The sequence below is a fragment of the Maribacter vaceletii genome (genome assembly GCF_003634105.1).
In the GTDB taxonomy this organism is placed as follows: domain Bacteria; phylum Bacteroidota; class Bacteroidia; order Flavobacteriales; family Flavobacteriaceae; genus Maribacter_B; species Maribacter_B vaceletii.
The window spans coordinates 625596-639489 of record NZ_RBIQ01000007.1; the positions used below are offsets into that span (position 1 = coordinate 625596).

Genomic DNA, 13894 nt, shown 5'->3' on the forward strand with positions numbered 1-13894 from the left:
AGATAAAAATAAGCAAAGTTAGCCTTTGTTTTAGTTAAAATAGACAGGAGTTATTAACTACTTTTGCTTTCTACTTTAATAAAAATATGAATTACATTGTTGTTTTACTGAAATACAGTATATTTGCACCCGCTTTCGGATTGACTTTGCTCACCAAACGCAAAAAATTAAGTTAAAGAATTAATAATCAAGGGTCGGGCACCCTACAAATTAATGTGATATGCCAGTAAAAATTAGATTACAAAGACACGGTAAAAAAGGAAAACCATTCTATTGGGTTGTTGCAGCAGATGCAAGAGCAAAAAGAGATGGTAAATACTTAGAAAAATTAGGAACATACAATCCTAATACAAACCCAGCAACTATTGACCTTAATATAGATGGTTCTGTTCAATGGTTACAAAATGGTGCGCAACCTACAGATACTGCTAGAGCAATTTTATCTCACACTGGTGTTATGCTAAAAAATCATTTAGCAGGTGGTGTTCGTAAAGGAGCTTTAACGGAAGAGCAAGCAGAAGAAAAATTTGCTGCTTGGTCTGCTGAAAAAGAAAAAGCTAATGCTGCTAAAGTTGGTGGTATTGATAAAATTAAAGCAGATGCTAAAGCGAAAGCATTAGCTGCTGAAAAAGAAGTAAATGAAAAGCGTGCTGCGGAAGCTGCTGCTGCATTATTGCCAGAAGTAGAAGAAGTTGCCGAAGAAGTTGCTGCTGAAGCACCTGCAGAAACTACTGAAGAAGTAGAAGCCGCTCCTGCTGCATCTACAGAAGAAGAATAGATTAAAATAAAGACGCTATGCAGAAGGAAGAATGTTTCTACTTAGGCAAAATCGTCTCTAAATATAGTTTTAAGGGAGAAGTACTAGTTAAACTAGATACTGATGACCCGGAAACTTACGAAAACATGGAATCAGTATTCGTTTCTTTAGGAAACAATCTGGTTCCATTTTTTATTGATAAATGTCGCTTACATAAATCTAACCTTCTACGGATAGATTTTGAGGAAGTAAAAACAGAATCGGATGCAGACCGCATTATGGGTTCTAAATTATATTTACCGCTTGCAATGCTTCCTAAATTAACAGGAAACAAATTCTATTTCCACGAAATAATAGGTTTTAATGTTCATGACTCTATTCATGGAAATATTGGAACCATCACTGGTGTAAATGACACCACTTCTCAAGCGCTTTTTGAAATAGAAAAAGAAGACAAACAGATTCTTATTCCTGTAAGAGACGAAATAATTACCAAGCTAGATAGAGAAACAAAAACTATCTACGTTACCACACCAGAAGGATTGGTAGATTTGTACTTAGAGTAAAAATTCCAAATAATAAATTCTAAATTCCAAAAATGGACACTAAAAAAGTATATGATTTAGAAGAAAGGACTTTTTTATTTGCCAAATCATGTAGATTCTTAATAAAGAAATTATCAAAAACCGTCTCGAATATTGAAGACGGCAAACAACTAATTAGATCCTCTGGCTCTGTTGGGGCAAATTATATTGAGGCTAACGAAAAACTAGGTGATAAAGATTTCAAATATCGTCTTAAAATAGCTAGAAAAGAAGCTAAGGAATCTAAATATTGGCTACGATTACAAGAAAAATTAAATCCAAATAACGATATAAGAGTTTTAATCCAAGAAACTGAAGAACTAAGAAAGATTTTATCTGCAATCATCAATAAAACATAAAATAAGCCTTTTGGTATTTGTTTTTTAAAATTTGGAATTTATATGAAAAAACCATTCACATTTAAACAATTTACCATAGAACAAGACCGCTGTGCCATGAAAATTGGTACTGACGGAGTTCTTTTAGGTGCTTGGACCGCAATAAACAACAGCACGTATTCCATTTTAGATATTGGCTCAGGTACAGGCATAATTGCTTTAATACTTGCGCAACGTAGTGTTGCAGAGAATATTGAGGCTATAGAACTAGATGGGGATGCATTTGAACAATGCACCGAGAATTTTGAAAACTCGCCTTGGGGAGATCGTCTTTTTTGTTTTCATGCTGGTTTTGATGAATTTGTAGATGAATACACAGAAGAGGAGCCTGATGAATCTGAATTATACAATCTAATAGTTTCTAACCCTCCTTTTTATAGTGAAGAAGTTACAAGTGGCAACAGCGCGAGAGATACAGCAAGACAAAATACTTCTTTACCTTTTGACGAACTAGTAGAAGGAGCTTCTAAACTATTAACAAAAAATGGTTCCTTTTCTACTATTATACCATTTAAGGAAGAAGAAAGTTTTATTTTACTTGCTTCCAAATTTGACTTATTTCCAAAAAGAATTACTAGAGTAAAAGGAAATGCTTCTTCAGAAATAAAACGAAGTTTATTAGAGTTTACTTTTACTAAAACCAAAACTCTAGTAGACGAATTAGTTATAGAAAAGGAAAGACACCAATACACTAACGAATACAAAGAGCTTACAAAAGATTTCTATTTAAAAATGTAACTAGACATTGTTGTAATGTTATATTTCTTTATTTATATTTGATAGAAACGTCTATTATTTATGAAACCAGATTTATTTGAAGCTCCAGATTACTATAATTTAGATGATTTACTTTCTGAAGAACATATTTTGGTTCGTGATGCGGCTCGCCAATGGGTAAAAAGAGAGGTTTCTCCCATTATTGAAGAATATGCACAAAAAGCAGAATTTCCGAAACAAATACTAAGTGGCCTTGCAGAAATAGGTGCTTTTGGACCATACATTCCAATGGAATATGGTGGTGCCGGTTTAGACCAAATAAGTTATGGCTTAATAATGCAAGAAATAGAACGTGGAGATAGTGGCGTACGCTCCACAGCATCCGTACAATCTTCATTGGTTATGTACCCAATATTTACATACGGAAATGAAGAACAACGAAAAAAATATCTTCCAAAATTAGCCTCTGGAGAACTAATAGGTTGCTTTGGCTTAACCGAACCAAATCATGGTTCTAACCCAAATGGTATGGAAACCAAATTTAAAGACATGGGAGACCACTATCTTTTAAATGGTGCCAAACTTTGGATTTCTAATTCGCCCTTTGCAGATATTGCTGTAGTATGGGCAAAAAATGAAGAGGGTAGAATTCACGGTCTAATTGTGGAACGTGGCATGAAAGGCTTCTCTACACCTACAACGCACAACAAATGGTCTTTACGAGCATCTGCAACAGGAGAGTTAATTTTTGAAAATGTAAAAGTGCCCAAAGAAAACCTACTTCCTAACAAATCTGGTTTAGGGGCACCATTAGGTTGCTTAGATTCTGCTCGTTATGGTATTGCATGGGGAGCAATTGGCGCTGCAATGGATTGTTACAATACGGCTTTGCGCTATGCTAAAGAACGCATCCAATTTGGAAAACCTATAGCAGCTACACAATTACAACAAAAAAAATTAGCCGAAATGATTACCGAAATAACAAAGGCACAATTACTTGCTTTTAGGTTAGGGCAATTAAAAAATGAAGGTAATGCAACAACAGCACAAATATCTATGGCAAAGCGAAATAATGTAGATATGGCATTAAAAATAGCAAGAGAAGCTCGCCAAGTTTTAGGAGCAATGGGAATTAGTGGAGAATATAGCATAATGCGCCATATGATGAATCTAGAGAGTGTAATTACCTATGAAGGTACCCATGATATACATTTACTAATTACTGGTGCAGATATTACTGGTTTACCAGCATTTAAATAAAGACTTATATAACCTAAGCCTCATATTAGCTTAACATAGTTTATTACAAGTTACTACTACCTTTGTAGTGTCCTTAATGGAAACGTTCTTATGTTATTTTTTTGAGTTAGTTTAAACCGATGTCTCCATCGGTTTTTCTTTTTTTAAAGGTTTTATTAATTTACTGTACCAATGCCCAGATTTTTTAATACTTCTTTTTTGCGTTTCAAAATCTACATGTACTAATCCAAATCTTGGATAATAGCCTTCTGCCCATTCAAAATTGTCTGTAAATGTCCATACAAAATAGCCATTTACATTTACCCCTTTTTCTTTAGCCCTCTTCACTTCTTTAATATAATCTTGTAAATAGGCAGTACGGTCTTCATCATAAACCCCTTCATTTACAACAACATCATTAAAAGCTGCTCCATTTTCGGTAACTATTACACTTTTAACTCCAGGGTATGCATCAAATTTTTTAAGCATTTTATAAATACTTGGCGGATACACTTCCCAATCCATCTGAGTTATCTTAACATTACGATTAGATGCTTTAATAATCTTAGCCTTTAAATAAGGAACAAAATGGCTGTGTTTCACTATCTCTCTTGTATAATTTTGCACCCCAATAAAATCGAACTCAAAAATACTATCCTCTTTGTCTTCTGGCTTACAATACTTTTCTATTCGTTTTAAAACCGAAACATCTTCTATAGGATATCCTAAACCCAAAGACGGCTCTATAAACAATCTGTTAAGCATTGCATCAGCTTTCTTTGCAGCAACTAAGTCTCTCTTCTTAGAACTATGCGGTGTAATTTGTGAACAAGAAAAAGTAGTTCCAATAGTTGCATTTTCTACTAGTTCTCTTAGTATTCTACCTCCTTTTGCTTGACACAAAACCGCATGATGCACTGCCGGTAAAAAATATTTTAATCCTTTTTTACCAGGAGCATGCACTCCTAAAAAATAACCAGCACCTGTAAAAACCATAGGTTCATTTAAAACCATCCAATTTTTTACTCTATCGCCAAAACTAGTTGCGCATACTGTTGCAAATTCTGAAAACCAACTCACTATTTCTCTATTTGCCCAACCTCCTTTATCTTCTAATATTTGTGGCAAATCCCAATGATATAAAGTAACCCAAGGCGTTATACCACATTCTAAACAAAAATTTATGACGTTATTATAAAAACCAACTCCCTCCTTATTAACTTCCCCAACACCATTTGGCAATATCCTTGTCCATGAAATAGAAAATCTAAAATTTGTAATATGCATAGATTTCATTAAAAGAATATCTTCTTTATATCTTTCATAAAAATCGCAAGCAATAGTCCCATCTTGATCTTGGTAGATAGTTCCTTTTTTAGAAGAAAAATCGTCCCAAATAGATGCACTTTTGCCATTTTTATTATGAGAACCCTCTATTTGATATGCCGCTGTAGAAACACCCCAAATAAAATTATCTCCAAAATCCTTAGAAGTAAGATTTCTTGTTTTATTCTCTTCTGATTTACTCATAAAATTTTATAAAGCTATAGCTTCTTGAAGTAGTCTATTTACAATAAGTTCTGTAATTTCTGGGTAATCTACCTCTACAATAGAATCTGAATTTATCCACTTTTTTATTTTTTCTACGTGTTTTATCTTTAAAGTCTTTAGAACGGGAACTCCCATTTCTTTTAAGGCTGCAGAATTACATTGTTGCTCATATTGTCCTTTCATAGGGATAACTAGCAACTTCTTTTTTAAAAACAAAGCTTCTGCAGGGGTTTCAAATCCGCCTCCACAAAGAACACCTTTACTACTAGCCATGCTTTGTATAAAAGCATCATTAGTAATTGGAGAAATAGCAATATTATTTGTAAAATAAGCCTGTTTACTATGTTTAGAAAAAACTTGCCATTGTACTTTCTTAACCTTAGAAAGTACTTTTATAATTTTAGCATCACTATAAGAGGGTAAGTATACTGTATAGTGATTCCCGTTTGTACTTTTTAACTCTCTTATATCTTTTCTAATAATTGGGGTATACATATTATTACCATACTCTTTAAAATGTAAGCCATATTGATGGGTTGTAGGCGCATAATTTTTTAAAATCATTTTACCTAATAAATCGTTCTTTTTTGGTTTTGGAGCATTAGGAGAAAGGACTGCTGCCTGGTGGCTAAAGCTAAAACAAGGCTTGTTTTTAAGTTTGCAAGCCCAAGCGGTTACTGGTTCAAAATCGTTTATAATTATATCGTAATCTTCTATAGGAATACTCTTAATTTCTTTTTGAAGGCGTTTTGTGTTTGCTTTTACATAGGTTCGCCACATATTTACACCGCCTTTTTTTCCAAATATGAAACTAAGCCCTTTTAGTTGGTATTTTATTTCGTGTGGAATTTTAATATCTGCTTGGGTGCCGCTTACAAGAATATCTAAATCTACTTTCTTTTGCAATACAGGAATAACATCTCTAGCCCTACTTAAATGGCCATTTCCTGTACCTTGAATAGCATATAATACTTTCATAAAAGTGTGTTACTTTATAAAACTCAATTAGTCTTCTTAGGCGCCCTTAAGATTTGAAATTCTTTAACAAGACTCTCAAACAATTCATTCTTTTCCAAAACCTCAGTATCTTCCTCTTCTTGATTAGCATCTAAAAGCTCTTCCTGATAATTGTAAAGCGACCATTTGGAATTATTATATTCTAAAGAGGTAAGATTTTCTATCCAATCTCCTGAATTTAAATATAGTACACTGCCCTTGTCATTTTTAATTTCTCGCATTTCTGGCTGATGTATATGACCACAGACTACATAATCGTACTCATTCTCTATGGCTATATCTGCTGCAATTTGCTCAAAATTATTGATGAATTTTACTGCAGATTTTACACTATTTTTTATTTTTTTAGACATTGACACAGGGCCTTTACCCATTTTTTTACTGATAAAATTTACTGCTCTATTTAAAATAATCAATAAATCATACCCTTGCGCACCCAGCTTAGCTATCCATTTAGAATGTTGCATGGTAACATCAAAAACATCCCCATGAAAAAACCACATTTTTTTTTCATCAACAGTTAGTAAAACTTTATTTACTATAGTAAACGAACCCAATTTAAAGCCAACAAATTTTCGAAGCATTTCATCATGGTTGCCTGTAATATAATGCACTTTTACCCCTTTAGCAATCCACTCCATTATTAGCTTAACAACTTTCATATGGGCTTTTGGCCAATACCGTTTTTTAAATTGCCAGATATCTATAATATCTCCATTTAAAATTACCTCTTTGGGTTTTATAGATTTTAAATATTTAAGAAGTTCCTTAGCGTGGCAACCATACGTACCTAAGTGCACATCGGATATAACCACAATATCTACGGGCCTTTTTTTCATAAAATTATTTTGGAAGAATTTTTACTCGATAATCGAGATTTAAATACTTCGAGGCAAGCCTCAAGATTTTTAAATTGTTTTTGGCGGAAATACCTCGTGGACTTGCCCTGCGGTAATTTACTAACTCTCTTAAATTTTAACGGAGAATAATAAGTGCTTAATTGCGTAATTAAAACATTTACAATCCAAGTAGAGATAGCAATTAAGATTATTTTCATCACATAAAAATAGATATTGCAAAATTCTATATATATTTTCTAGCTACGGTAAGGATAGGTTTACTATTAAGTTATTACATTGTTAATGAAGAAGTCCCAATGTTATTTTAATGACACAAAAAGGTTTAAAAACAAAACTACAGGGCTACACAACAACTATTGCTTATTACGCAACAATACTTTTTTAAAATTAAAGTCTACCAGTATATTTACCCTGTAATAAAAACGAATTAATAATTTTTCATTTTCATATAGTGTTCTCGTAAAAGAGCTTTGTCTTAATTGACAAAGCTCTTTTTAGTTTTATAAAAGTTTGTATTTAACTTTTAACTGCTTTACTAATTTTTACTTTTACAGATTTACTAATAGGAGTTCTACTTTTATCTGCATATTGGTTATAAGGCACTACAATATTAGTTTCTGGATAATAAGCAGCTATATTACCTCTTGGAATTTTATATGCAATTACTTTAAAATTATTTGCAGTACGCTCTTTACCATCATAATAACTACTAATATTAACTACTTGTAGTTGGGACAATCCATGCTGTTTCATATCCTCTGGATTCATAAAAACAACTCTTCTTGCATTGTAAACTCCCCTATACCTATCGTCTAGACCATAAATAGTAGTATTAAACTGGTCATGGGAGCGTATAGTCATTAATAAGAATTCATCTTTTTCTAAATTATGGACTGGCAACTTATTAATAGATATTTGTGCTTTACCATTAGGCAGCGCACTAAAATCTAATTCCCTTGCATTATGCGGCAAATAATACCCTTTTCCTTTAGACCTTTCTTTTGTATTCTTATATCCTTTAATTACTTGGTCTATTTTTGTTCTTATAAGTTCATAATCGCTTGCCATAGCTCTCCATGGTACCGAATGTGAATCTGTAAAATGAGTAGTTGCAATTTCTGCAATCATTTCTGGTTCACTTTTTATGCTTCCAGAAGCTGGTTTTAATATTCCCATAGACTGGCGTACTCTACCCATACTATTCTCCACAGTAACATAACGTTGCACGCCTTCTTTTATATCTTTTTCTGAACGTCCATATGTTGGTAATAAAAGTGCCGTTTTACCAGTAACCAAATGGGTTCTATTTAATTTAGTACTTATTTGTACCGTTAAATTACATTGCTCTATTGCTTCGGCTGTATATTCTGTGTCTGATGCCGCCATTAAAAAATTACCTCCTAGACACATAAAAAACTTTGCTTTGCCTTCATGCATGGCATGAATAGCTTCCACTGTATCTAAACCCTCCTCTGCAGGCGCATTAAACCCTAAATGCTCTTTTATACGTTTATTTAATTCTAGGTCCACAAAGTGCATAATACCCACACTACGGTCCCCTTGCACATTACTATGCCCACGAACAGGACAAGTACCTGCATTTGGTTTTCCTATTGCCCCTTTTAATAAAAGAATATTTACAAATTCTTTTATATTCTCTACCCCATTTTTATGTTGCGTAAGCCCCATTGCCCAACAAATAATAATCTTAGAGTTGGTTGCTAATAATTTTACTGTTTCTTCAATTTTTTCTTTACTAACACCACTTAAGGTAAGTAACTCTTCTTCGTCATAATTTTCTACATCAGCCAATAATGCTTCATAACCTTCTGTATATTTTTCTATAAAAGCATGATCAAACACCCCTTTATTTAACTTGTCTAAAACCGCCAATTTTTTAATTAACAATTTAGCCAAAGCAATATCTTGGTTAATTCTTACCTGTAAATGTATATCTGCAATATCTTCTCCAGGTCCAAGAATACCTTTTAAATTCTGTGGATTTTTAAAATTTACTAACCCAGCTTCTTCCAAAGGATTTATACTAATAACCTTACCACCGTTTTCTTTACATTTTTCTAATGCAGATAACATACGCGGGTGGTTAGTTCCTGGGTTTTGACCCGCTACAATAACCACCTCAGCTTCATAAAAATCTTCTAAAGTAGCCGATCCTTTACCCATACCAAGTGTTTCTCCTAAAGCCACACCGCTAGATTCATGGCACATATTAGAGCAATCTGGCATATTATTAGTCCCCAGAGCTCTTGCAAACATACCGTATAAAAAAGCCGCCTCATTACTAGAGCGCCCTGAGGTATAAAAAACAGCTTCATCTGGGGAGTTTAATTTCTTTAACTCTTCTGATATTAATTGATATGATTCTTCCCAGGTTATAGGCTCATAATTTACACTACCTGGACGAAGAACCATTGGCTCTGTAATTCTCCCAAATTTATTTAATTGATAATCGGTAAGTTCTGAAAGTTTTTCAACGGAGTTTTCTTTAAAAAATGAAGCATCTATTTGTGATGAAGTTGCTTCATCTGCTAAAGCTTTTACTCCATTTTCGCAATATTCTGCAAAACTAGATTGCTTTTCTGGTACTGGCCATGCACAACTAGGGCACTCAAAACCTTTATCTTGGTTCATTTGAAGCAAAGCCCCCATAGATTTAACAACTCCCATTTCCTTAAAGCCATGTTTAAGAGCTTCTTTAACCCCTAACATTCCTGCAGCTTTTTTCATAGGCTCTCCTAACTTTATATCTAAAAAATCTTGAGAACCTCTTATAGAAACCTTTCTTTTAAAATCTGACGCCATAAAATGGTATTATTTATAAGGTTAAAATTGCTGATATTTTTACAAAAAATCAAAAATAGCAGTGTTTACAACAAATAACTAGACATACACATCATTTCTTTTAAAAAACAAGACATCTCTTATATATTTACCCTGTAATAAAAACGAAATAAAATTTTTCATTTTCATATAGTGTTCTCGTAAAAGAGCTTTGTCTTAATTGGTGAAGCTCTTTTTAGTTTTTATAAAAAAAAGAAATTAATGATTTGTGTTTTTAACTTTACAAACGCAACATTAAGATGAACTTAATATAACTTTAAGTTAAATATAGAATAACGTTTTCTTCTAAATTTAATAATAGTTTTGGAGTGTTCTATTAGGTTAATTAATATACAATTAACTCATTTTAAAACCGGTATTCGTACCGGTTTTATTATTTAATTCTGCAAACAATTTAGCCTACTCTATACCTATTATTTTACTTCTTCTTTCAAACAAAACATTATCCTTCCAAACCCCCTTAAGCTTTCCTATTCTTTCTCTTTTCCCTATATACCTAAAGCCCATTTTCTTATGTAAAGTTATACTCCCAATATTATCAGGAAAAATTCCTGATTGTAATGTCCATATTTTTGCTATTTCACTTTCTAAAATAAGTTGTCTCATTAACAATTTACCAATACCTAAACCTCTATGTTCTTTCCCTATATAAACGCTAACTTCGGCAACACCACCGTAAACACATCTGCTAGAAACAGGAGAAAGTGCTGCCCAACCTAAAACCTTATCTTCCTTGACCATTACTAACCTACCAATTTGCAAGTGAGAAGTATCCCAATCTTGATACTTAGGCACTTTGGTTTCAAAAGTTGCCATATGCGTATCTATACCCTCTTTATAAATCTTAGCAACAGCACCCCAATTATCCTTTACCATTTTGTGAATCTCCATAACAAGTATTTACTATCGTAATATTGCGATTAAATGAATTATAAAAAAAGTCGAATGTATTACGTTCGACTTTTTACTATGCTAAAACCAAGGTTTTTTACCTACTTGGTATGTATTATAAAATTCCTCATCGGTTTTAGTTAAATAAATAATACCTTCTATTAAACCAATAATACCAGCAGCACCGCAAGTAAGAAAAGTGGCAACAACTTGTATTATACCTTCTTTAGTATACCCCAAAATAAACTTGTGTATTCCTAAAGACCCAATAAATATAGCTAATAAACCTGCTAGTACTTTTTTATTTTCTCCGCCTGCACTTCCAAAAGCTTCTTTTGCACTATCTGCAAATTCATTAGCAGTCTTCTTTGCTTCGTCTGCAAAATCTCCAGCGGCTTCCTTAGCGTCTTCAGCAAACTCACTTGCTTTCTCTTTTGCTTCATCAAATTTCTCTGAAGCATTTTCTCCTATATCTTTTGCTTTTTCTTTTGCCGAATCTAAAGCATCTTCTGCCTTATCACCCAAATTTTTGTTTTCTTCTGACATTGTTATTTTAGTTTTTGGTGGTTAATAAACTCCTTAAATGTACTATTTATTTTGAATATTATACAAGCTCTTTATTAAAAGTAATCCTAAAGACTATAAATTTTATATAAAACTCTTGTTTTCCTAAAAAACAAACACTTACAAGTAGATTTTAAAATACCAATAGGTTTTTTATACCGATTAGGATATTAATAACACTCTAAATATCAAAATATTATATTGTATTATAAATTAGTACAAATACTACCTCTTTATATTTTTTTCATACAAACGTATCCAATTCTCTGGTGTCATTTTACGCGCCAACTCCTCTATTAAACCATACGGTATATCATTTGTGTACTTAAAACGAATACAGCTTTTACCCATATCTAATTTTCTTTTACAGTGCTTTGGATATTCCTTTACAAACCAACCATAGAGATTAGAATCTGCATATATACCGGAATGGTATAATGCAATAAAGTTTTTTTGAGAGGCCAAATTTATAAAGGGCAGCGGTAACTTTGGGTCACAATGATAACCATCAGGATATATAGAATGTGGCACTACATATCCTAACATTTTATAACTAATACATTCTAAAAAGCCTTCTGGTAAATTTGTTTTTAAAATATCTCGAATTTTAGAAACTACTTCTTTTCTATCTTCTGGTAAGCTTTCTATATATTCTTCTGGCGTAGTGGCATTAGACATCATTTAGAGTAAATTAAATGTTATCCTTTAAAGTTACTAAATTTAGCATTTAGTATACATCTACTTTTCTCGTATATCTATTGCAGTTTCTAATAGAAAATTAAGTGTTTCTATAGCAATATCTTTAGTAGGATTTACTCTAAAAATTTTCATTTTAGCTCGTTTTCCAGTTTCTAAATCTGGATGTATAAGTTTATCCCCATCTACAAAAAGAATATATGGTTCTGTTGATTTTTTATCTACCCAGAGATACACAAACATTTTATTATGGTAACAAAAACACGGCATTCCATATTTAGTAGTCTCCGTTATATTTTCGCTTTGTTTAAGTATAATATCTCGCAAAGCAAGTAAGCAACTTTTGTTTGGCTCGTGTTTACTAAAATAAAAATCTTCGTTTTTGTTCATGGGATTATATTAACAAAACTCTGTCTTCACCTTATCTACAATAGTCTGGGCTAATTTAATTTTACTTTCTACGGTCCAGCCAGCAACATGTGGCGTTAGCAATACTTTATTAGATTTTATTAAATATTGAAAAGCTTCTGGCATATTCGCTTCTAGCATATTCGCTTCTGCAAACATATCTTCGAAGGAACTTTTTTCGTACTCTAAAACATCTAAGCCTGCTCCTAAAATTTTTTCAGATTCTAAAGCTTGCACCAAATCTTGTGTTTTAATACATTTTCCACGTGCCGTATTTAGAATCCAAAATGGTTTATGAAACTGAGAAATAAATTCTTTATTTATCATCGCAATGGTTAATTCGGTTTGTGGAACATGCAAGCTAAGAACATCTGTTCTTTGTTGTAATTCTAATATTCCCACTTGCCTAGCATCTTCATTACCTACTCCGCCTTGAATATCATAACAAATTACCTCTACATCAAAACCTCGTAATTTTTTGGCAAATGCCTTTCCCATATTACCATACCCAATAATACCAACCGTCTTACCATCTAGCTCTATTCCTCTATTACCCTCACGGTTCCATGTTCCAGAACGCACTTCATTATCTGCACTTGTAAGCTTATTAAATAAAGATAACAACATTCCTAAGGTATGCTCGCCTACAGCATTTCTATTTCCTTCTGGTGCAGAGGCTAAAAAAATTCCTTTATGCTTAGCATAACTAGTATCTATATTTTCTAAGCCTGCTCCTAACCTTCCTATAAATTTTAAGTTGGGTGCTTTATCTAAAAATGTTTTATCTATCGTAAATCTACTTCTAATAATAAGCCCGTCATACAAATGTAATTTTGTTTCTATTTCCTGTTTGGAAGAGGTATAATCCTCATCATTCTGGAAACCTAAAGTTGTAAATTGTTCTATTATTAATGGGTGATTTAAATCTAAATGTAATACTCTCATAAATTAAATTTTGGGGTAACTAGTCTGCGTTTTTTCATGTTTTATTCCGCCTGTATGTGCAGTAGTTAATTTTTCAAAAAGAAGAACCTCAACTACTTCTCCGTTTTTAGTACTAGGGTTATGTTCCACACCTTTAGGAACTACAATGATTTCTCCTTCTTTTACCACTTCTGTACGGTCTCTAAATTGCATATACAAGGTGCCTTTTATCACCTGAAATAACTCATCTTCATTTTCGTGGGCATGCCAAACAAATTCACCTTTGAGTTTTGCTAATAGCACTTGCATAGTATCTACAATTGCTATTTGATGTGGGTGCCATTCTTTTGTAAACTCGGCATGCTTCGCTACAATATTAATTGATTTCATAAAAAAGATTAGAACAGTAAGGTATTGTAAAAGGAT

Annotated in this window: 15 protein-coding genes; 5 read left to right on the forward strand and 10 right to left on the reverse strand. The window is 32.7% G+C overall.

Features of this window, described 5'->3' with window-relative positions; translation table 11 throughout:
- Positions 1 to 220: 220 nt before the first annotated feature.
- The 5 genes from CLV91_RS02520 to CLV91_RS02540 are packed head-to-tail and all read left to right on the forward strand — an operon-like array spanning position 221 to position 3716.
- Positions 221 to 778, forward strand: coding sequence for a 30S ribosomal protein S16 (locus tag CLV91_RS02520; RefSeq protein ID WP_121063651.1), 558 nt, complete (start codon positions 221 to 223; stop codon positions 776 to 778).
- Between the two features lie 17 nt (positions 779 to 795).
- Positions 796 to 1323: a ribosome maturation factor RimM gene (rimM, locus tag CLV91_RS02525; RefSeq protein ID WP_121063653.1), complete on the forward strand. Its 528-nt coding sequence runs from the start codon at positions 796 to 798 to the stop codon at positions 1321 to 1323.
- 32 nt (positions 1324 to 1355) lie between these two features.
- Positions 1356 to 1700, forward strand: coding sequence for a four helix bundle protein (locus tag CLV91_RS02530; protein ID WP_121063655.1), 345 nt, complete (start codon positions 1356 to 1358; stop codon positions 1698 to 1700).
- A gap of 42 nt (positions 1701 to 1742) precedes the next feature.
- On the forward strand, positions 1743 to 2477 hold the full coding sequence (locus CLV91_RS02535) for a tRNA1(Val) (adenine(37)-N6)-methyltransferase (RefSeq protein WP_121063657.1): 735 nt from the start codon (positions 1743 to 1745) through the stop codon (positions 2475 to 2477).
- Between the two features lie 60 nt (positions 2478 to 2537).
- Complete coding sequence (locus tag CLV91_RS02540; protein ID WP_121063659.1) at positions 2538 to 3716, forward strand: acyl-CoA dehydrogenase family protein; 1179 nt, start codon at positions 2538 to 2540, stop codon at positions 3714 to 3716.
- 111 nt (positions 3717 to 3827) lie between these two features.
- On the opposite strand, the gene CLV91_RS02545 is transcribed toward CLV91_RS02540, so the two are convergent.
- The 10 genes from CLV91_RS02545 to CLV91_RS02595 all read right to left on the reverse strand — a co-directional run bounded on the left by CLV91_RS02545 (position 3828) and on the right by CLV91_RS02595 (position 13858).
- Positions 3828 to 5225, reverse strand: coding sequence for a GH1 family beta-glucosidase (locus CLV91_RS02545; RefSeq protein ID WP_121063661.1), 1398 nt, complete (start codon positions 5223 to 5225; stop codon positions 3828 to 3830).
- 6 nt (positions 5226 to 5231) lie between these two features.
- Positions 5232 to 6224, reverse strand: a complete 993-nt coding sequence (locus CLV91_RS02550; protein ID WP_121063663.1) for a glycosyltransferase family protein — start codon at positions 6222 to 6224, stop codon at positions 5232 to 5234.
- 23 nt (positions 6225 to 6247) lie between these two features.
- A complete protein-coding gene (locus CLV91_RS02555) occupies positions 6248 to 7102 on the reverse strand; it encodes a UDP-2,3-diacylglucosamine diphosphatase (RefSeq protein WP_121063665.1) in 855 nt (284 codons plus the stop codon).
- 537 nt (positions 7103 to 7639) lie between these two features.
- Positions 7640 to 9946, reverse strand: coding sequence for an FdhF/YdeP family oxidoreductase (locus CLV91_RS02565; RefSeq protein WP_121063669.1), 2307 nt, complete (start codon positions 9944 to 9946; stop codon positions 7640 to 7642).
- Between the two features lie 438 nt (positions 9947 to 10384).
- Positions 10385 to 10876 (reverse strand): GNAT family N-acetyltransferase, encoded by a 492-nt coding sequence (locus tag CLV91_RS02570; protein ID WP_121063671.1) that lies wholly within the window; start codon positions 10874 to 10876, stop codon positions 10385 to 10387.
- Between the two features lie 81 nt (positions 10877 to 10957).
- Positions 10958 to 11422 (reverse strand): NINE protein, encoded by a 465-nt coding sequence (locus CLV91_RS02575; protein WP_121063673.1) that lies wholly within the window; start codon positions 11420 to 11422, stop codon positions 10958 to 10960.
- Positions 11423 to 11665: 243 nt separating this feature from the next.
- Positions 11666 to 12121 carry a DUF1801 domain-containing protein gene (locus CLV91_RS02580; RefSeq protein ID WP_121063675.1) on the reverse strand — a complete coding sequence of 152 codons (456 nt, stop codon included), beginning with the start codon at positions 12119 to 12121 and terminating at the stop codon, positions 11666 to 11668.
- Positions 12122 to 12178: 57 nt separating this feature from the next.
- Positions 12179 to 12526: a DUF1801 domain-containing protein gene (locus CLV91_RS02585; protein ID WP_121063677.1), complete on the reverse strand. Its 348-nt coding sequence runs from the start codon at positions 12524 to 12526 to the stop codon at positions 12179 to 12181.
- Between the two features lie 9 nt (positions 12527 to 12535).
- Entirely contained in the window at positions 12536 to 13489 is a 954-nt protein-coding gene (locus tag CLV91_RS02590; RefSeq protein WP_121063679.1) for a 2-hydroxyacid dehydrogenase, read from the reverse strand.
- Between the two features lie 3 nt (positions 13490 to 13492).
- On the reverse strand, positions 13493 to 13858 hold the full coding sequence (locus CLV91_RS02595) for a cupin domain-containing protein (RefSeq protein WP_121063681.1): 366 nt from the start codon (positions 13856 to 13858) through the stop codon (positions 13493 to 13495).
- Positions 13859 to 13894: the final 36 nt, after the last annotated feature.

Coding starts and splice junctions, on each gene's coding strand:
- CLV91_RS02540 (WP_121063659.1), top strand. CDS start 2,538: ATGAAACCAGATTTATTTGAAGCTCCAGATTACTATAATTTAGATGAT.
- CLV91_RS02550 (WP_121063663.1), bottom strand. CDS start 6,224: ATGAAAGTATTATATGCTATTCAAGGTACAGGAAATGGCCATTTAAGT.
- CLV91_RS02590 (WP_121063679.1), bottom strand. CDS start 13,489: ATGAGAGTATTACATTTAGATTTAAATCACCCATTAATAATAGAACAA.
- CLV91_RS02565 (WP_121063669.1), bottom strand. CDS start 9,946: ATGGCGTCAGATTTTAAAAGAAAGGTTTCTATAAGAGGTTCTCAAGAT.
- CLV91_RS02535 (WP_121063657.1), top strand. CDS start 1,743: ATGAAAAAACCATTCACATTTAAACAATTTACCATAGAACAAGACCGC.
- CLV91_RS02570 (WP_121063671.1), bottom strand. CDS start 10,876: ATGGAGATTCACAAAATGGTAAAGGATAATTGGGGTGCTGTTGCTAAG.
- CLV91_RS02585 (WP_121063677.1), bottom strand. CDS start 12,526: ATGAACAAAAACGAAGATTTTTATTTTAGTAAACACGAGCCAAACAAA.
- CLV91_RS02575 (WP_121063673.1), bottom strand. CDS start 11,422: ATGTCAGAAGAAAACAAAAATTTGGGTGATAAGGCAGAAGATGCTTTA.
- CLV91_RS02530 (WP_121063655.1), top strand. CDS start 1,356: ATGGACACTAAAAAAGTATATGATTTAGAAGAAAGGACTTTTTTATTT.
- CLV91_RS02545 (WP_121063661.1), bottom strand. CDS start 5,225: ATGAGTAAATCAGAAGAGAATAAAACAAGAAATCTTACTTCTAAGGAT.
- CLV91_RS02555 (WP_121063665.1), bottom strand. CDS start 7,102: ATGAAAAAAAGGCCCGTAGATATTGTGGTTATATCCGATGTGCACTTA.
- CLV91_RS02580 (WP_121063675.1), bottom strand. CDS start 12,121: ATGATGTCTAATGCCACTACGCCAGAAGAATATATAGAAAGCTTACCA.
- rimM (WP_121063653.1), top strand. CDS start 796: ATGCAGAAGGAAGAATGTTTCTACTTAGGCAAAATCGTCTCTAAATAT.
- CLV91_RS02595 (WP_121063681.1), bottom strand. CDS start 13,858: ATGAAATCAATTAATATTGTAGCGAAGCATGCCGAGTTTACAAAAGAA.
- CLV91_RS02520 (WP_121063651.1), top strand. CDS start 221: ATGCCAGTAAAAATTAGATTACAAAGACACGGTAAAAAAGGAAAACCA.